Origin of the sequence: Roseicyclus sp., assembly GCF_965662675.1 — a bacterium.
In the GTDB taxonomy this organism is placed as follows: domain Bacteria; phylum Pseudomonadota; class Alphaproteobacteria; order Rhodobacterales; family Rhodobacteraceae; genus Roseicyclus.
In genome coordinates this window covers 1-17,639 of sequence record NZ_CBFIIK010000048.1, presented here as the reverse complement: position 1 = coordinate 17,639, position 17,639 = coordinate 1, and the positions used below count along the sequence as shown (strand labels likewise).

At 64.0% G+C, this 17,639-nt stretch carries 23 protein-coding genes; 10 read left to right on the top strand and 13 right to left on the bottom strand.

The window, feature by feature from the left end; genetic code table 11:
- Positions 1 to 26: 26 nt before the first annotated feature.
- Genes fliP through fliF form a run of 4 tightly spaced genes read right to left on the bottom strand, consistent with a single transcriptional unit; the run spans position 27 to position 3,352 of the window.
- Positions 27 to 725, bottom strand: a complete 699-nt coding sequence (gene fliP / locus ACTG4J_RS08935; RefSeq protein ID WP_439138832.1) for a flagellar type III secretion system pore protein FliP — start codon at positions 723 to 725, stop codon at positions 27 to 29.
- A 40-nt stretch (positions 726 to 765) separates the two neighbouring features.
- Positions 766 to 1,047, bottom strand: coding sequence for a FliM/FliN family flagellar motor switch protein (locus ACTG4J_RS08930; RefSeq protein WP_439138831.1), 282 nt, complete (start codon positions 1,045 to 1,047; stop codon positions 766 to 768).
- Positions 1,047 to 1,685, bottom strand: coding sequence for a flagellar biosynthesis protein (locus ACTG4J_RS08925; protein ID WP_439138829.1), 639 nt, complete (start codon positions 1,683 to 1,685; stop codon positions 1,047 to 1,049). The genes ACTG4J_RS08930 and ACTG4J_RS08925 overlap by 1 nt, the downstream gene beginning before the upstream one ends.
- The gene (gene fliF / locus ACTG4J_RS08920; protein WP_439138827.1) at positions 1,682 to 3,352 is read right to left on the bottom strand and encodes a flagellar basal-body MS-ring/collar protein FliF; all 1,671 of its coding nucleotides are present in this window, start codon (positions 3,350 to 3,352) and stop codon (positions 1,682 to 1,684) included. Before fliF ends, ACTG4J_RS08925 begins: the two co-directional genes overlap by 4 nt.
- A gap of 89 nt (positions 3,353 to 3,441) precedes the next feature.
- Between fliF and ACTG4J_RS08915 the strand changes: the two genes are divergently transcribed.
- The 10 genes from ACTG4J_RS08915 to ACTG4J_RS08870 all read left to right on the top strand — a co-directional run bounded on the left by ACTG4J_RS08915 (position 3,442) and on the right by ACTG4J_RS08870 (position 13,116).
- Complete coding sequence (locus ACTG4J_RS08915) at positions 3,442 to 3,972, top strand: flagellar basal body-associated FliL family protein (protein ID WP_439138825.1); 531 nt, start codon at positions 3,442 to 3,444, stop codon at positions 3,970 to 3,972.
- Positions 3,973 to 4,521: a DUF6468 domain-containing protein gene (locus ACTG4J_RS08910; protein WP_439138823.1), complete on the top strand. Its 549-nt coding sequence runs from the start codon at positions 3,973 to 3,975 to the stop codon at positions 4,519 to 4,521.
- 2 nt (positions 4,522 to 4,523) lie between these two features.
- The gene (locus tag ACTG4J_RS08905) at positions 4,524 to 5,111 is read left to right on the top strand and encodes a MotE family protein (protein WP_439138822.1); all 588 of its coding nucleotides are present in this window, start codon (positions 4,524 to 4,526) and stop codon (positions 5,109 to 5,111) included.
- A 73-nt stretch (positions 5,112 to 5,184) separates the two neighbouring features.
- Positions 5,185 to 6,057 (top strand): flagellar motor stator protein MotA, encoded by an 873-nt coding sequence (gene motA / locus ACTG4J_RS08900; RefSeq protein WP_439138820.1) that lies wholly within the window; start codon positions 5,185 to 5,187, stop codon positions 6,055 to 6,057.
- A gap of 2 nt (positions 6,058 to 6,059) precedes the next feature.
- A complete protein-coding gene (locus ACTG4J_RS08895) occupies positions 6,060 to 8,147 on the top strand; it encodes a hypothetical protein (RefSeq protein WP_439138819.1) in 2,088 nt (695 codons plus the stop codon).
- Positions 8,144 to 8,821, top strand: coding sequence for a lytic transglycosylase domain-containing protein (locus ACTG4J_RS08890; RefSeq protein WP_439138817.1), 678 nt, complete (start codon positions 8,144 to 8,146; stop codon positions 8,819 to 8,821). The genes ACTG4J_RS08895 and ACTG4J_RS08890 overlap by 4 nt, the downstream gene beginning before the upstream one ends.
- Positions 8,821 to 10,899, top strand: coding sequence for a flagellar biosynthesis protein FlhA (flhA, locus tag ACTG4J_RS08885; protein ID WP_439138816.1), 2,079 nt, complete (start codon positions 8,821 to 8,823; stop codon positions 10,897 to 10,899). Before ACTG4J_RS08890 ends, flhA begins: the two co-directional genes overlap by 1 nt.
- Positions 10,896 to 11,681, top strand: coding sequence for a flagellar biosynthetic protein FliR (locus ACTG4J_RS08880; protein ID WP_439138814.1), 786 nt, complete (start codon positions 10,896 to 10,898; stop codon positions 11,679 to 11,681). The genes flhA and ACTG4J_RS08880 overlap by 4 nt, the downstream gene beginning before the upstream one ends.
- The gene (locus tag ACTG4J_RS08875; protein WP_439138812.1) at positions 11,681 to 12,769 is read left to right on the top strand and encodes an EscU/YscU/HrcU family type III secretion system export apparatus switch protein; all 1,089 of its coding nucleotides are present in this window, start codon (positions 11,681 to 11,683) and stop codon (positions 12,767 to 12,769) included. Before ACTG4J_RS08880 ends, ACTG4J_RS08875 begins: the two co-directional genes overlap by 1 nt.
- The gene (locus ACTG4J_RS08870; RefSeq protein WP_439138810.1) at positions 12,766 to 13,116 is read left to right on the top strand and encodes a hypothetical protein; all 351 of its coding nucleotides are present in this window, start codon (positions 12,766 to 12,768) and stop codon (positions 13,114 to 13,116) included. Before ACTG4J_RS08875 ends, ACTG4J_RS08870 begins: the two co-directional genes overlap by 4 nt.
- Before the next feature lie 11 nt (positions 13,117 to 13,127).
- Here ACTG4J_RS08870 and ACTG4J_RS08865 read toward each other — a convergent pair whose 3' ends face one another.
- The 9 genes from ACTG4J_RS08865 to ACTG4J_RS08825 form a co-directional block, all read right to left on the bottom strand.
- Positions 13,128 to 13,631: a flagellar basal body-associated FliL family protein gene (locus ACTG4J_RS08865; protein WP_439138808.1), complete on the bottom strand. Its 504-nt coding sequence runs from the start codon at positions 13,629 to 13,631 to the stop codon at positions 13,128 to 13,130.
- 9 nt (positions 13,632 to 13,640) lie between these two features.
- Positions 13,641 to 14,381, bottom strand: a complete 741-nt coding sequence (flgH, locus tag ACTG4J_RS08860) for a flagellar basal body L-ring protein FlgH (protein ID WP_439138807.1) — start codon at positions 14,379 to 14,381, stop codon at positions 13,641 to 13,643.
- Between the two features lie 3 nt (positions 14,382 to 14,384).
- Positions 14,385 to 14,816 carry a flagellar basal body P-ring formation chaperone FlgA gene (flgA, locus tag ACTG4J_RS08855; RefSeq protein WP_439138805.1) on the bottom strand — a complete coding sequence of 144 codons (432 nt, stop codon included), beginning with the start codon at positions 14,814 to 14,816 and terminating at the stop codon, positions 14,385 to 14,387.
- Positions 14,816 to 15,601: a flagellar basal-body rod protein FlgG gene (flgG, locus tag ACTG4J_RS08850; protein WP_439138804.1), complete on the bottom strand. Its 786-nt coding sequence runs from the start codon at positions 15,599 to 15,601 to the stop codon at positions 14,816 to 14,818. Before flgG ends, flgA begins: the two co-directional genes overlap by 1 nt.
- 12 nt (positions 15,602 to 15,613) lie before the next feature.
- The gene (locus ACTG4J_RS08845; protein ID WP_439138802.1) at positions 15,614 to 16,336 is read right to left on the bottom strand and encodes a flagellar hook-basal body complex protein; all 723 of its coding nucleotides are present in this window, start codon (positions 16,334 to 16,336) and stop codon (positions 15,614 to 15,616) included.
- A 6-nt stretch (positions 16,337 to 16,342) separates the two neighbouring features.
- Positions 16,343 to 16,609, bottom strand: a complete 267-nt coding sequence (locus tag ACTG4J_RS08840; RefSeq protein WP_439138800.1) for a flagellar biosynthetic protein FliQ — start codon at positions 16,607 to 16,609, stop codon at positions 16,343 to 16,345.
- Positions 16,609 to 16,902, bottom strand: a complete 294-nt coding sequence (gene fliE, locus ACTG4J_RS08835; protein WP_439138799.1) for a flagellar hook-basal body complex protein FliE — start codon at positions 16,900 to 16,902, stop codon at positions 16,609 to 16,611. Before fliE ends, ACTG4J_RS08840 begins: the two co-directional genes overlap by 1 nt.
- Before the next feature lie 14 nt (positions 16,903 to 16,916).
- The gene (gene flgC / locus ACTG4J_RS08830; protein WP_439138797.1) at positions 16,917 to 17,309 is read right to left on the bottom strand and encodes a flagellar basal body rod protein FlgC; all 393 of its coding nucleotides are present in this window, start codon (positions 17,307 to 17,309) and stop codon (positions 16,917 to 16,919) included.
- 11 nt (positions 17,310 to 17,320) lie between these two features.
- Positions 17,321 to 17,639 (bottom strand): flagellar basal body protein (locus tag ACTG4J_RS08825; protein ID WP_439138795.1); only part of this gene is annotated, 319 nt, incomplete at its 5' end.

Here is a 17,639-nt window from a genome sequence, read left to right as displayed (position 1 = left end):
AACGTCCCTTTGACTGTTTGCATGGGTTAGAAATAGCTGCGCACCAAGGCGCCGGTGATGAGCGCCCAACCATCCGCGACGACGAAGAAGGCCAGCTTGAACGGCAGCGACACGATCGCGGGTGGCACCATCATCATGCCCATCGACATCAAGATCGCAGCCACGACCAGATCGATGATCAAGAAGGGCAGAAAGATCAAAAACCCGATCTGAAAGGCGCGTTCAACCTCGCTGAGCATGAATGCGGGGATCAAGATCGAGGCGTCTGGATCTGTTATATCCTCTAGGCCGCGCAGCTGTGCGAGGCTTTGCAGGGTTTCGATCTCGACACGGTTCAGCATGAAGCCGCGAAACGGGCCATAGGCCGCAGCCAGCGCATCTTGCGGGGCCAGTTGGCCTTCGATGAGCGGCGCGATGCCGACGGTGTAGGCCGCCTGAAAAACCGGGGCCATTACGAAATAGGTCAGGAACAAAGCCAAGCTGACGATCAGCATATTGGGTGGCGATTGCTGGAGCCCGATGGCTTGGCGCAGGATCGACAAGACGGTCACGATGAACGGAAAGCAAGTGATCATGATCGCCAGGCCCGGCGCCAGGCTCAGCACCGTGATCAAGGCGATCAGTTGCAGCGCCCGCGCGGTCAGCGATGTCTCGTCGCCAAGATCCAGCGTCACGGCCTGTGCATCGGCGGGTTGCGCCAAGGCAAGCGTCAACGCAAACGCCATCGTCACCCATAGGGCAAGCCGTGCGCATCTTCCGATCCGCTCAAGCCGCGCCATGCCCACCCTCGGTCAAACGGGTGATGCGCACGGCAAGTTGGCCCGCGCGTTCGTCCTCCAACTCCACCAATTCACCCTCGGCGATCATGCGGTCGCCCACGTAAAGCGCGACGGGGTCTTCGATGCGGCTATCGAGTGGCAACACCGCCTCGGGCGTGAGCGCCATGATATCGCGCAGCAATGGGCGCGCGCGCCCGACCGAGACGCGGATCTCGATTGGAACAGCCTGCAAGGCGGCGGCGCGCAACAGCGAATTCGGGTCTGACATCAGGCAACTCCTTTTTGGGCGGTTTGGGGCCGGGCATGGATGCGCTCTTGCGCGACGAAGGCACGGATCGCCTCGGCCATACGCTGCGCGGCATCGCTAAGGTCGATATCGCGCCGCTCGGTGCCGAACCGCAGCGAGACCTGCCCTTCGGCAAAGGCCGGTTCGGCACGCAGTTCGATGTCGAGCCCATCTTGCATCTCGATCAGCCGCGCCAATGCGGGCATCGCGCCGGGCGAGGCGAAAAGCACGGCGCGACCATCGCTTGCCGCTTCGGCGGCGGTGCGCAACTCGGCGATGACGGCGGGGGCCACGGCCTCGGCGGCCAAGGTCGGCAAAAGCTGGGCGGCCATATCCTCGAACAGCGGGCCGAGCGCGGCCAGCACATCGGCGCGTGCTTCGGCGTAGCTGAGGGATAGATCTTGCAGATTGGCCGCCAGATCCGCGCCGATCCTGTGATTGCTTTCCGCCTCGGCCTTGGCGCAATCCTCCCAGCCGTTGCGATACCCCTCGTCGAAGGCGGCCATCGCGTCATCGACAGGTTCGGGGGCGGCTGGGTCTTGTGCTGTCTGCGCGGCAGGTCGTAGCTGGGCCGTCGATGCGGCAGCGGCGAAATCTTCCAAGTTCAAGGCCCGGATCATGGGCGTGCCTCTTCGTCTTGTTCCATCCAACCGCGCAGGATTTCGACGGTTTCCTCTTCGCGCTCTTCGATCAGGCGGCGCAGGCGTTCGACCGGATCATTTGCGGCCGCCCCCTCGTCACCCATGCCTTGTGTCAGCGCGGGCAAAAGGGGATCGGGCATGGCGGCGGCCTGTTGGGCCATCTCGCTGGTGCCGTCCGGCAAGGCCGCGTTTGCACCGCCACCCGGCGCGGGCGAGGCGAGGGCAAGGGCCGCTTGTGCGGCTGGGTTGCTTGCGGCGACACCGGGCAAGGCCATCTCCGCCGGTCGATCCGCGCCCTGTGCGACTGGATCACGCCGCAGCAAGGGGCGCAGCAACCCAAAGGCGATGAAGAGCGCGGCCGCAGCCAGCACCAATGTCTGCAAGACCCGGCCCAGATCGAGGCTCAAGCGATCGGCAAATCCCGGCTCTGCCAAGGTGCCCATGACGCTTTCATCGAAGGCCATCGATTGCAGCGTCACGGTATCGCCGCGTTCGGCATCATAGCCCACGGTGGAGCGCACCAGCGCCTCGAGCGCTGCGATCTCATTGTCGGGGCGGGGTTCGATCCGCGCGATCCCATCCTCGCCCGCGACGCGCACACCGTTGATCAGCACGGCGACGCTGATGCGGCGGATATCACCGGGCTCGCGCGCAAGCTCGCGCTGGGTTTCGGAAACATCGAAGGTGGTGCGCTCGCGCGTTTCGGATTGCTGGGCCGAGCTTTCCCCATCGCCGGTGGCATCCCCCTCGGGCAGGTTCGATGCCACGGTCACGCCCCCGCCTGCCGCATCGCGCGAGCTATTGGTCATCTCGTCGCTTTCGGTCGTGATCGCCACCCGGCTATCGGGGTCGATCAGGCGTTCGCGGATCGTTTCGCGCGTTGTGTCGAGTTCGACATTCACCTGCACCACGGCATTTCCGGGGCCCACACGCGCGGCCAACAGCCGCTCGACATTGCGGCGCAGATCCTCGGCCCGGCCAGCGGCATCGGCGCTGGGCGTCATCATCTCTTGCCCGCCGAGGATCTGGCCGCTATCGGCATCCACCACGGTGACATTCTCGGGTAAGAGGCCGGGCACGGAGGACGCCACGAGAAACCGCAGCGCCCGCGCATGTCCGGGGTCGAGCCCCGTTGCCGCCGGGCGCAGCGCGACCGAGGCCGTCACTTCACGGGCGGGTTGAAAAGGGTCGCTTCCGGGGTTGGCCAAATGCACCCGCGCGGCCCTGATATGGGGGCTGGCTGCGATGGTACGGGCCAATTCCCCCTCGCGCGCGCGCCAGTAGGCGGCATCGAACATCTGCGAGGTGGTGCCGAACCCCGAGAGCGAATCGAGCAATTCGTAACCCGCCGCGCCATTTGCCGGCAGCCCCTCGCCTGCAAGGGACATGCGCAGCGTATCGCGCGCGCGTTGATCGACAAGGATGGCGTCGCCCTGCACCCGGTAGGCGATGCCGCGCGCCTCGACCGCCGCGATCACATCGCCCGCCGCCGCAGGATCAAGCCCTGCATAGAGCAGACTATAGCTTGGTGCCGTCATGCTGCGCCCCAAAAGGACAAGCACGAAAAGCAAGGCCAGCGCCCCGCCCACGAGAACGCCGCGCCGGCGCCCATCCAATCCGTTCCAATGCCCGATGAGCGCGTCCACCACGATCCTCGCTTCAATGCCGTTCTGGCCTGTTGGTTCGGTCCTATCCGCCCGGCGATTAAGATTCGGTTAGTGCCGGACGGTTAAGCATGACCCATGAGATGAGGTTCGCGCCGATGCCCGAAGAAGAGACAAAGATCGACCCGCCAAAGAAAAAACGTGGCCTGCTCGTGCCGCTGTTGATCGGCGTTGTGCTTGCCGTTCTTGGCGGTGGCGGTGGTTATTGGGCCGTGACGATGGGCCCCTTCGCGCCCGAGATCGCGACCGCCGAACAAGGCGCCGAATCGGACACCGACACGCCGGTGTCATTGCCGCCGGTCGCTGTCGCCTTCGTCCCGTTGGAGACCTTGGTCATCTCGCTGGGCCCCGAACAAGCGGCGCGCCATCTGATGTTCACCGCCGAGTTGGAGGTCGACCCTGCCCATCTGGCGGAGGTCACTCAGCTTGGCCCGCGCGTGCTGGATGTGCTGAACGGGTATCTGCGGGTGATCTCGATGACCGAACTCAGCGATCCGACCAGCCTTGCACGGCTGCGCGCGCAAATGCTGCGCCGCATCCAGATCGTGACGGGACCGGGCAAGGTTCAAGATCTTTTGGTGACGCAATTCGTGGTGAACTGAATGTCCTACCTCTCGATTACTGCGGATATGTTGATGATCGCCGCCTCGACCGGTGCGGCGATCTATTGTCTGATCCTGTCGCGACGCCTGTCGCGCCTGACGAGTTTCGACAAGGGCATCGGCGGCGCCATCGCGGTCTTGTCGGCGCAGGTCGACGAGATGAAATCCGCCTTGGGCGAAGCGCGCAGCGGTAGTGATGATGCCGGAAATCATCTACAAGATTTGATCCGGCAGGCCCGCGATATTTCGGGTGAGTTGGAGTTGATGATCGCCGCCTGTCACGATTTCGCCGAACAGGCGATCATGGTGCAGGGCACGCCATCCACCACGCGGCCCCGCGATGATCAGGCGTTATCGCCGATCCCGGAGCCGGGCGTTTCCGGCCAGCTCGACAGCGCGGATGCCGAACCTGATCTTGCGATGGTCGTGGCCCCCGCCGCGGCGACCCCATCACCCGTACAGGCCCAGCAAGAGGCGACCATGCCGATATTCGGCAGCCGCCGTGCGGCAGCTGCGCAGCCGGTGTTCGTGCGGCATGGTCAGGTTTGAACATGGTTGAAAAAGACCCGCTTCGCCGTCGCCGCCGTCAGCGTTGGCTGTTGACCGGCCTTGGTCTGATTTTTGCCATCTCTGCCGTGATGCGGCTGGGCACCATCGATCTTGCCTTCGCGCAAGAAGGCGCGGGGCCAGCGTCCGAAAATATGCCGCCGGCGATGATGACACAAACACTTGCCGAAGCACTGCGTGAGATCGAGGCGCTGCGCCAAGACCTCGATCGTCGGGCCGTGGCGCTTGCCGACCGCGAACAGGCCGTTTTGAGCGCGCAGGCGCTGGTCGAAGAACGCTTGGCTGAACTGGAAGCGGCCGAGACCCGCCTCGAGGCATGGATCGCGCTGTCGGACAGTGCGGTCGAAACAGATCTCGACCGGCTGACCGCCGTTTACGAGACCATGTCTCCCGCCGAGGCTGCGGCGATCTTCGGCCAGATGGATGCCAGCTTTGCCGCCGGTTTCCTGACGCGGATGGCACCGGCCGCCTCGGCCAGCCTGATGGCCGAGCTGACCCCGGAGCAGGCTTATGCCGTGTCGGTCGTCATCGCCACGCGCAATGCCGCCGCACCGCGCATGCAAGACCGCTGACCCTCACGCGCAGAGACGAAATATTAAGCCTTTTCGGAGAGCTTGACCCCAACCCAGCAGGAGAATCCCGCAGATGATCGGCATCATCGGTATCGTCGTCGTTTTGGGCATGGTGTTCGGCGGTTATCTTGCCGCGGGCGGCAAGATGGGCATCATCTTGAAGGCCTTGCCTTATGAAATGGCGATGATCGGCGGTGCGGCGGTCGGTGCATTCTTGATCGCCAACGACATCGCAACCGTCAAGCACACGATCAAGGACATGAAAAAGGTCTTCAAGGGCGCGGCATGGAAGCATGGCGATTACCGCGATCTGCTGTGTCTGATGTTCGAATTGATCAGGCTTGGCCGACAAAACGCCGTCGCGCTGGAAGAGCATATCGAAAACCCCGCCGAGTCCGAGATTTTCGGCCGTTATCCCAAGATCCGTGCCGATCACGAGGCGGTGGAATTGATCTGTGACACGCTGCGCTCGGCGGCCATGAACTACGACGACCCCCATCAGGTGGAAGAGGTGCTCGATAAACGGCTCGATGCCCATCTGCATCATGCCTTGCACACATCGCACGCCTTGCAGACGGTCGCCGATGGCTTGCCGGCGTTGGGGATCGTGGCGGCCGTTTTGGGCGTGATCAAGACCATGGCCTCGATCGACCAACCACCCGAGGTTTTGGGCGGCCTCATCGGTGGCGCCTTGGTCGGCACTTTTCTGGGGGTCTTTCTCGCCTATGGTTTCGTCGGCCCCTTCTCGGCCAAGCTCAAGTCGGTGATCGAGGAGGAACATCAATTCTACCTGATGATCCGCGAAGTGCTGGTCGCCAATCTGCACAATCACGCCACCACCTTATGTATCGAGGTCGGGCGGCAAAATGCGCCGGGGCATCACCGGCCCAGCTTTGGCGAACTGGAAGAGGCGTTGCGCGCCCTGAGCAGCCCGGTCGCGGCATGATGGTGCAGGCTTTGCAAGTGGTGCGCCGCACCGCGGGGCATTTGTCGCTCGCGCTGTTTTGTACATCGCTCGGCGTCGGTGCCGTGGCGGCGCAGACCATCGCGGTGCAATCGGGCGAGCATCAGGGGTTCACCCGTCTGGTGCTGGACATCGGGGCGACACGCAATTGGCAGCTCGAGGGGGGGGATCGGCAATATCGCCTTGTCCTTGATCCGCCCGCGGCGGCATTTGCCATTGGGCGTGTCTTTGACCTGATCCCACGTAGCCGCTTGGCCGATCTGTCCATTGATGATGGTCTGGTGTTGGCGCTGGCCTGCGATTGCGAGATCGACGCAAGCCGCTATCAGCAACGGTATCTGTTGCTCGATATCCGGCCCGCCGCGACAGGGTCACCCCCCGAAACCATCTTGCCGGATACTGCGCGTCTTTTGCTGCCGTCGTCTGCTTTGGACATGGATGGCTTTGTACCCAACGTCGCCGCGCGCCCCGAACAGGCGCCTATCGACCTGCAGGAGGCCGGGCGCCTCATGGCCGCGCAATTGGCCCGCGCGGCGGCAGCGGGATTGCTGCAAGCAAGTGAGGGGCGGCCGATGACGGATGCCGATCCCATCGCCGAAACGCGCGACGGGGCCGCGATCGATGTGCCAACCTCCACCATTGCCGAGAACCTTGGTGACCCGCCATTGACCACCCCGCCCATCAGGGCCGAAACCGCCTTTGATCGTGTTATGCCGACGGCGATCTCCATCGCGGGACCGGGCGATGGAAGCGGCTGCACCGGTGCGCCTCTCGACATGCGGGAATGGTCGGCGGGCGCGGTGGTCTTTACTGGCCTGGGCCCGTTGCGCGCCGCGCTTTTCGACGAGCGTGATCAGTTGCAACCCACGGCCGTCTTGGCCTTGGCGCGGCACTATTTGTCATTCGGCTTCGGGGCCGAGGCCGCTTTTTGGCTCGATCAGATCGATACACCGCCGCGGATCTTGCACGCCTTGGCCGCGCTGGTCGATGACCTTCCCGGCCCGCATTTTCCGCCAATGCCCGACGCGCTTGCCTGTGGCGATGAAGAGTTGCTTTGGCGCTATCTCGACGGTGCCTTCGACCCCGCGCTCCTGACCGGCGAAGAGGCAGGCAGGCTGCAACGCGCCACTGCAAGTTTGCCCGATGCGCTACGCGACCAGATCGCGCCACGCATCGCGCGCGCTCTGCATCGCGACGGCTTCGACAGCGCCGCGCGCAACCTGCGCGATATGTTGTGGCGTGGCGGTCGATTATCCACAGGCGCCTTGCTGCGCCTTGATCGTGATCTTGGCATCCAGAACGCCGACCCGCAGGCAACGCGCGAGGCATTGGCGATGGCTTTGCGCGACGCGGGTGGCGAGGGTGTCGCGGCCTTGGCGCACGCGATGGCCTTCGATCGTGAAGCGGGAATGCTGCAAAGCGTGCAACACATCGCGGCAGCCGAAGCCATGCTCCGCGAGAGCGGGATCGGCCCGGTTACCATCCCGCTTTGGCATGAGTTGGTGCTGGCGCATGCCGCCACAGGTGATCTCGATCGGATGCTTGTGCTTCTTGGCGCGCCTCAGGTCGCGTCGCAAGACCGTGATGCCACGCTGACCGCGCTTTTCGGCGCACGGCTTGCCGTCGGTGATACGCCCGCCCTGTTCCTTTTGGCCCGCACATTCGGCCCTGTTTGGCACGCCGAGGGGTCAACTGCCGGGCGCGCCCGTGTCGCGACTATCGCCCACTTGCGCGATCTTGGCCTGACGGGCGCTGCCGAGGCGTTGAATGCGGGTCAAAGGATGTTGATCTTGCCCGCCGATCCCCTCGATACCGCGCCCGCCGATGCATTGCGGATGGCATGGCAGGAAGCGAACTGGTCGCGCATCGCGGAAGAAGCCGCAGCCCCGCATCGCGAGGTGGCGGCGCGTGTGCTGAACGGGCAAATCGAAAACGCACCGTTGGATGCCGCTCTGCTGGCCAGCGATCTGCCGCGTTTGTCGTCGCAACTCGCTGATAGTCGGGCCCTGCGCGCGGCAGTGGGTGCGTTGCTCGCTGCACCTTCACCTATCGCAGCGGAGGGGGTGGAATGACGAATGGTTCACGCCGCTACCGCGCCATTCGCAGCTGGGCGGCCACCGCTCTTGCGTGCATCTGCGCCTTGTCGACGGTCGGGCCATCGCGCGCGGCGCCCGAATTATGCGATGCCGCAGCGATAACGGCCGCGCGAGAGACCGGCGTGCCGCGCGATGTGCTGCTGACACTGACACGCGTCGAAACCGGCCGCGGCGGGTCGGAGGCCATCCCCGATCCATGGCCGTGGACATTGAACATGGCGGGGCGCGGCGCATTCTACCCCGATGCGCAGACCGCGCTCGGCGCGGCGGCACAAGCTGTCGCGGATGGCATGCGCAATATCGACATCGGCTGCTTCCAGTTGAACTTTCGCTGGCATGGCGCGGCCTTTCCCGGCCTGTCCGAAATGCTTGATCCGCTGCAAAACGCCCGCTACGCGGCGGCGTTTTTGCATGATCTGCATGATGAGTTCGGCGATTGGGTCGTGGCGGCTGGTGTCTTTCATTCCCGCACGCCCGAACATGCCAGCCGCTATCTTGACCGTTTTCACCAGATCCGTGCCGCCCTGCCGCCTGCGATCGCGCGGCAGGGTCCACGGCCCTTGACCATGGCGACGCGCCCGGCACTCGCCGCGGCGCGGAACGGTGGCTTGATCAGGGGCGCGGCGCGCCCGCTTTGGGAGCGACGCTGATGTTGCATGCACGTGCAGTTTTCCAGCCGACGATATTGTTCGCGCTCGCCTTGATGGCGGTGATCATCATGATGATCCTGCCGGTGCCGAGCATCATCCTCGATATCGGGCTTGCGGCATCGTTCGGCTTGGCGATCCTGATTTTCACCGTGACGCTTTTCATCGAGCGGCCTTTGGATTTCTCGGCCTTTCCGACGATCTTGCTGGCCTCGCTCATGCTCCGGCTGTCGCTGACTGTCTCGTCCACCAAGTTGATCATCGGGCAAGGCCACACCGGCACCGCGGCGGCCGGCGGCGTGATCGAGGGCTTCGCCATGTTCGTGATCGGCGGCTCGGTCGTAATGGGGCTGGTGATCTTTTGCGTCCTCTTGATCGTCAACTTCATCGTAATCAACAAGGGCGCTGCCCGCATGGCCGAGGTGGGCGCGCGTTTCGCGCTTGACGGCATGCCGGGCAAACAGCTTGCCATCGACAGCGACATGGCCGCAGGCGCCATCGATCATGCCGAGGCCAAGGCGCGCCGCGAACGTGAACAGGCCGAGACGAATTTCTTCGGCTCGCTCGACGGGGCGTCGAAATTCGTCAAGGGTGATGCCATCGCGGGGCTTTTGATCACGCTGCTCAACCTTGTCGTGGGGCTTGTGGTCGGGGTGACGATCCATGACATGCCGATGGCGCAAGCCTTTGAGACATACACGATCTTAACCATTGGTGACGGGTTGGTGAATCAGATCCCCGCGGTGATCATCGCCATCGCCTCGGCGCTTTTGTTGGCGCGCGGCGGTGCGACCGGAGCTACCGATCTGGCGCTGACCGCGCAGCTTGGCCGCCACCCCGCCGCTCTTGTGACCGTGGCGCTATTGATGACGCTCTTCGCGCTGATGCCGGGCTTGCCCTTCTTGCCCTTCGTGCTGGGCGCGGCTGCGCTGGGCTTTGCCGCTTGGCGCAGACAGCGTAGTATCAATGCCGATGAAACGGTGGCAGCCGCGCCCAAACCAGATGCCGACCCAAGGCCGGAAATGATCGGTGACCTGCTCGATCTTGACGATATACATGTCGAGTTCGCCCCTGATCTTGTGGCCTTGGCGCTTGATCCGGCCACCGGCCTTGACGCGCGGATCAAGACGATGCGCGAGCATGTCGCGCGCGGTTTCGGCCTGATCTTGCCCGAGATGCGATTGACCGACCGGCCCGACCTGCCTGCAGGTAGCTATGCCATCCGCCTTTTGGGGGTGGAACATGCGCGCGCAACGCTGCAACCCGGCCGGCTTTTGGCACTTGCCGGTGAACAGCCCGACCTGCTGCCACAGGGCGAGGATGTGAAAGAGCCGGTCTATGGCGCGCCCGCCCGTTGGATCGACGCCGCCGACCGTGAAGGCGCAAGCCTGCAAGGGCTGACGGTCGTTGCCCCGTCCGAGGTTCTGGCCACCCATCTGCTCGAGGTGCTCAAGCGCAATCTTGGTCGCCTTCTGACCTTCAAGACCCTGCAGCGTCAGCTTGATGCCTTTGTCACCTTGTCGGATGCCGCCCGCGCCGAACAAAACCGCCGCCTGCTCGATGAGCTTGTTCCAGACAAGGTACCGCTTGATCTGCTGCATAGCGTGTTGCGGCTTTTGCTCGAAGAACAGGTGTCGATCCGCAACCTGCCCCTCATTCTCGAGGCGATCGCCGAGATGCGTGGCGCCAAGGCGGCCCCTGAGGTGATCTGTGAACATGTGCGCCAAAGGCTGGGCTTTCAGCTGATCGCCGAGCTGAAACGCGCCGATGGCAGCCTGCCGCTCATCCAGCTGTCTGCCGATTGGGAAGAGATTTTCCTGCGCCATCAGATCGGCGGCGATGGCGGCATTCCCGATATCGCGCTGCCGCCCGAGGAATTCAACGCGCTGGCCCGTTCGGTTGCCGAAAAGGTCGCGGCTGCCAGTGAAAAGGGCACTTATGCGGGTATCGTGACCACGGCGCTTCGGCGGCGCTTCTTGCGTACCGTGCTGAATGCGCGCGGTATCATGAACCCGGTTCTGTCCTTCGAAGAAATCGGCATGGAAGCAAAACCCGCCCTTGTCGGTCTGGCCGCGCCATGAATGTGGTCTTGCTGGACAGCCTCGATCACATCATGGCGCTGACCCAGCTTTGGTTGGCCGCGGGTATCGCGGTGTTCTTGCGGATCGGGGCCTGTTTTCTGGTATTGCCCGGTCTGGGTGAGGCGATGATCCCGATGCGGGTCAAGCTTGGCGCGGCCTTGGCGCTGACCTGTTTGGTCACGCCCGCGATTGTCGGCGATCTGCCGCCCATGTCGGGTGCCTTGCCGCCGATCCGTTTTTTCCTGACCGAGGCGGTGGCGGGCTTGATCTTGGGGCTGGCCCTGCGCCTGACGGTGCATGCCTTGCAGATTGCGGGGACCATCGCGGCTCAATCCACATCGCTCTCGCAGATCATGGGCGGCGCATCGCCCGACCCGCAACCGGCGATGGGCGCCTTGCTGATGTTGTCGGGGGTAACCCTGGCCATCATCGCGGGGCTCCACCTGCATCTGGTCGCGGCATTCTTGCGCTCTTACACGCTGTTGCCGGTGGGGCAGATGCCGCTTGCCGGTGATCTGGGGGCTTGGGGTGTGGCGCGTGTCGCGGCGAGTTTCGGGCTTGCCTTGTCGCTCGCTGCACCATTCCTGATCGCCTCGCTGCTGTACAATGTGGCGCTTGGGGTCATCAACAAGGCCATGCCGCAGCTGATGGTCGCCTTCGTCGGCGCGCCCGCGATCACATGGGGTGGCTTGTTCTTGTTGCTCGTGACGACGCCCTTCATCTTGCCGGTTTGGTTCACGGCATTTCAGGCCGCGCTCATTTCACCGCTTGGGGTGCCGTGATGGCCGAGGATGACGCCCCAGCCGACAAACCATACGATCCGACACCGCACCGGCTGGAAGAGGCCCGCAAACGTGGCGAGATCGTGCGCTCGGCCGACCTCAACACGGCTGTCACTTATCTGGGGTTCCTGATCGCGGGGGCCATGGTCGCGCCGTGGGCCACCGATGGCTTGGGCCGTCTGACACAGGTGCTTTTGGGCCAGGCCCATGAGGTCGCGCCGCTGGTCTTGGCACCCGGCGGCATCGCCTTGGCCGCGGGTTTGATCGGCAGTCCGGTCTTGATCACCGGTGCCGCCGTGGCGGTGCCGGCGGCGCTTTTGCTGGTCGTGCTCTTTGCGCAGCGTGGCGTACTTTTCAGCCCATCCAAGCTTGCCCCCAAGATGTCGCGCATTTCCCCGTTGGAGAACGCCAAACAGAAATTCGGTGCGCAGGGGCTTTTCCAATTCGCGAAATCGGCGGTCAAGCTGGCGCTCGTGTCGATCCTGCTGGCGCTTTACCTGATCGCGCGGGCCGAACGTATCTTGGCCTCGCTCTATGCCGCGCCGGGCCAGATCTTGTTGGCGCTGGGCCGGTTGACTTTTGAGTTCATGGTGGTTGTCACCCTTCTGGCCTTGGCCATCGGGGCGGTCGATTGGTTTTGGGAATGGGTGCAGCATCAGCAAAAAAACCGGATGTCGCGCCAAGAGGTGATGGATGAAACGAAATCCTCCGAAGGTGATCCACATATCAAGACCCAGCGCCGCAGCCGGGCACAGGCCATCGCGATGAACCAGATGCTCGCCGATGTGCCCAAGGCCGATGTGGTGGTCGTGAACCCGACCCACTACGCGGTTGCGCTGCGCTGGGATCGGGCGGGCCGGGGGGTGCCGATCTGCGTGGCAAAAGGTGTGGATGCAATGGCCGCGCGCATCCGCGAGAAGGCTGCCGAGGCAGGCGTGCCGGTGTTTTCCGACCCGCCCACCGCGCGCAGCCTGCATGCGATGGTCGAGATCGGCGCGCCGATCCAGCCTGACCAATTCAAGGCCGTCGCCGCTGCAATCCGCTTTGCCGATCTGATGCGGCAAAAGGCCAAGGCGCGCAAAAGATGACGCGCCGGGCCAAGAAGCTGGCCGCCCTTGTCGAGATCGCGGCCGTGTTGTCGACGCATGCGCTGTTGCCTGTAACCATAGCCCAAGCGCGGCTCGAGGCGCAGCAGCGCAAGATCGCCGCCCGTGCGGCACGACGCGCAGCGCTGTCACCTGATGGGGCCGATCCCTTCTTTGCGGGGCAAATGTGCCGACAGGCCGGACATTTGCGCGAGCAACAAGCCGCCGCCATGGCCGAGCTTGCCCGGCTGCATGCATCGCTCGATCAGGCCAAATCCGCGGCGCAGCCTGCCTTGGCGCGAGAACGCGTTTTGGCGCGTCTTGCCGATGCCGCTGCGCGCAAGGGCTGAGACCGCGGCGCTCAGGCGTCTTGGCGGGTGATATCGACGATCAGCACATCATGGGCGATCGCGCCCAATGCCTGGCGCGCGGCATCACGCAATGCCGCGCGCAGCGGAGCCATGGTGACCGCTTGGGTAAAGCTGCCATCGAACCCACCGGCATTGGCATGGGCGAACATGACCTGAAGAAAGGAATCACGCAGCCGCGGCTCTTGATTGAAGACGGTTTGGTTATTTCCCAGATCGACCTCGAGCGTCAGCGACATCACGACCAGCGAGCGCACCGTGCCATTGCGCACGATGGGCACCACGAACTGGTTGTTCAGCCGCACGAATTCTGTTTGGCCAGACGGGCTGGGCCCATTCGGATCATCGCCGGGGTCGGGGAGGCTTTCGGCTTCGGTCGCGGTGTCGGTCTCTGGCGCGTTTTCGGCCGCTGGCGGATCGGTCAGAAACAAACCCGCACCGACACCGCCGCCAAGACCCAGCAAGAGCAAGATAAATGGAATGAGCAGCCGGATCATGATCTCTCCTCAGAATGGCAAGATGATATCGGCGATCTGCTGCCCGTAGCGGGGTTGTTGCATATCGCTGATCTGGCCCCGCCCCCCATAAGAGATCCGCGCGCCCGCGATCCGGTCATAGGTGATCTCGTTCTGGCGCGAGATATCGCCCGGCCGCACGAAGCCCGTGACCAGCAATTCGCGGATCTCGAAATTCACCCGCACCTCTTGTGTGCCTTCGATGCGCAGGCTGCCATTGGGCAGCACATCGGTGACGGTCGCGGCCACGCGCAGGGTCAGTTGTTCGTTGCGCCGCACCGACCCCGACCCCGAGGAAGTGCTTGATCCGCTGCTATCTACCGCCTCGGCCATTGTCGCGCCTTCTTCCAGCGCGAAGCGGTCGAGCCGCTGGGGCAGGCCGAGGAACTGCGGCAAAGACATCTGTTCCGAGCCGCTGCGCGCACGGTCGGTCGCATTCGAGATCGCGGCGCTGTCGTCGATCTCGATCACCACGGTCAGGATGTCGCCGCGTTGCCCGGCGCGCCGGTCACCCAAAAGCGATTGTCGTCCGGCCTGCCAGAGCGAGGCACCGGCATGGCGCTGCGCAATCTCGGCCTGCGGCACCAGCGGTATGCTACTCATCGCGAAGACCTCATTGCCATTGGCGGTCGATTGAAAGGCGGGCACTTGGCCGATATCGGCCAGCCGCGCGCAGCCGGCCAGCGCAAGGGCCAAGTTGATGAGCAAGATGGGCGTGTACTTGATGGGCATGGGTTATGGTCCAACGGTGACAAGGCCGGGGGTAGCGGCAATGGCGATAACGGTGCTGCGCGAGGAGAGGTTCATGACGCGCAAGGCCTCGCCGGCGGCGGCGCGGTCCATCGCGCGCCCCTCGGCCACGATGGTCAGCGCGCCATGGTCGTAGCGGATCGTCACGATGGCGTTGCGCTCGATGATGGCAGGCGGGCGCAAATCGCCGGGGCGGATCGGTCGCCCTGCGTAAAGGTTCACCGCCGCCTCCATCCCGATGGCATCGGCAGGATCGGAGAGTGCGCCGGGGGTCATGCCGGGCGCGGTCGCGACATCGGATGCCATGATCAGGCTTTGACCCCGGATCGTGCCGGCCGCGATCACCGTTTCGGCCATCAGCTTGGGTGTGGTGATCCAGATCAGGCCGGCGGCAAGGATCAAGGCAAGGCAGCGCATCAGCGTACCTGTGTCGTCGCGCCGAGCATCTGATCGGCGGCTGAAATGACCTTGGCGTTCAACTCATAGCCGCGCTGCGCCTCGATCAGCTCGGTGATCTCGCGCACGGCATCTACCGAGCTTTCCTCGAGATAGCCCTGCCGGATCGTGCCCAGCCCATCCTCGCCGGGATTGCCCTGTACCGGGTTGCCCGAGGCGGCGGTTTCCAGAAACAGGTTCGAGCCCATCGCCTCGAGCCCATGATCGTTGGAAAAGCCCACAAGCGTGAGTTGGCCCAAAAGCTCCCCCTCCACCCGGTCGGCGAAATATGCATAGACCTCGCCATCGGCATTGATGGTGATCTGGCGGGCGTCTTCCGGAATGGTGATGCCCGGTGCCACCTCGTAGCCATCGGCGGTCACGATCAGCCCATCGCCTGTGCGTTGCAACGCGCCGTCGCGGGTATAGGCGGCCGCACCCGAGGGCAGTGTCACCTCCAGCCAGCCACGCCCTTCGATCGCGATGTCCAGCACGCCACCCGTTTGGCCAAGCGCGCCTTGTGCCATGTTCACCGAAACGGCGGCGGGCCGGACACCAAGGCCCATTTGCACACCCGTCGGCACCACGGTGCCATCGGCCGCGTTGATCGCACCGGCGCGCACGATCTGTTGGTAGTGCAGATCGGCGAAATCGGCGCGCCGCGCGCTGTAGCCCGTGGTGTTCATATTGGCGAGGTTGTTGGCGATGACTTCGACCCGCATTTGCTGCGCGCTCATGCCGGTAGCGGCGATGTCCAAAGCTCTCATTTCGGGGTCTCCTTACTGGCGGGCGCCGGCGGTGCGCAGGAAATCGCGGATGCGTTGATCTTCGCCGTCGAAAAAGCTTTGGCCCAGCTCATAGGCGCGCTGCACTTCGATCATCCGGGCGATCTGGGTGATGGGGTCGACGTTGGATTTTTCCACCGCGCCTTGGATCAGCACCGCCCCCTCGCTTGGCTCTACCCCGCTGTCGACGCTGAAAAGCGTGCCGGATTGGCGTGACATCTCGGTCGGGTCGACAGGGCGCCACAGGCCGATCTGGGTCAAGGGTTGCCCATCGGCGCTGAGCGTGCCGTCTTGGGCCAGCATGACCGCACGGGCATCGGGCGGCACAAAGACCGGCGCGCCGCCCCCATCGAGGAGCATGTGCCCATCTGGCGTCACCAACTCGCCTGCGCCCGAACGCAAGAAATTGCCCGCGCGCGTCAATGCTTCGCCCTGCGGGGTTTGCACGAGGAAAAACCCCTCGCCCTCGATGGCGATGTGGAAGGGTGATCCGGTCTGGTCGAGTGCACCCTGGCGCGGCGAGATCACCCGCCCCGATGCCGTGGCCATCGACAGGCTGTCGCCCTGCCCCTCGAGCGCGCGGACGTGTTCGGCGAAAATCACCCCCTCGGCCCGAAAACCCGTGGTCGCCATGTTGGCGATGTTGTTGGCGACCACCTGCATTTCGCGCAGAAGGCCCGATTGGCGGGTGATATTGGCGTAGATCGCGTTATCCATCGGCCCTCACATGCCTTCGATGATGGGGATCAGCGTGTCGGCGAAATAGCCTGTCAGGGTCGCTGTCATGTAGCTCATCGAGACCCAGAACACCGCGATGATCGCGGCCAGTTTCGGGACGAAGGTCAGCGTCATCTCTTGGATCGAGGTGAGCGCCTGGAACAGGCCCACCAGCACGCCTGAGATCAGCGCCGCCGTCAGGATCGGGGTCGAGATCAAGACCGCGTTCCATAACCCCGCGCGTAGCGTGTCGAAAAAGATCAACTCGTCCATCACACCGGCATCCTGAGAATTTCCTGATAGGCCTCGACCACGCGGTCACGCACCGTGACGGCGGTTTCCACGGCCAATTCGGTTTGTGCCAGTGCCGTCACCAGCGCATGCGGATCGGCCCCGCTGGTCATCGCGGCACGCGCCTGTGCCTCGCTTTGGGACAGCGTGTTTTGGAAGCTTTCGACCGCTTGGGCAAAGGCCGCCCCCGCCCCCTCGGCGGCTTGGGGTTGTGGTTGTGCGGCAAGGCGTGATTGGGCGTAAGCCTGTAGCGCAAGGGAATTTCTGACATCCATGGCTCAATTTCCCCTTAGCGGCGCAACAGGTCGTTCAGCGATGATGACATCTGCCTGATCTGGTCGAAGACACGCAGATTCGCCTCATAGCTGCGCTGCGCCTCGCGGGCGTCGGCGATCTCGACCATGAGTTCGACATTCGACCCATCATAATTCCCGCTTTCATCGGCCATCGGGTGACCGGGGTCGAAAATCTGTGGCAGCGCCCTTTGGTCGAGCGATACCTTGCCCGTCTCGATCGCACCCGTGGGCGCATCGGTGCCGCGCATCGCCTCGAAGCTGACGATCTTGCGCCGATAGCCGGGGGTATCGGCATTGGCGATATTCTCTGAGACATGGCGGATGCGGTCGGCCTGTGCGCGCATGCCCGAGGCCGCCACGCCGAGTGCTGAGCTGAAATCGGTCATGATCCGCCCCCCTAACGCCCGATGCTTGTGCGTAGGATCGACATGGCCGAGCCGTAGACCTGTAGCGCGCGAGAATGGGCGCGCTGCGCTTCGATCCCGCGCAACATCTCGAGTTCAAGCGAGACGGTGTTGCCATTGGGCGCGGCAGGCGTGCCCGCATCGATCATGCGCAACGGTAGGCTTCGGCCTTCCGCGCCCGCATCGCCAGACTGGAGGCGACGCCATGTCTCGGAAAAATCGGTGATATCCTTGGCGCGGTAGCCCGGCACATTGGCATTGGCGATGTTTTGCGCCACCACCGCTTGACGCGCGGCGGCATGTTGCGCGCGT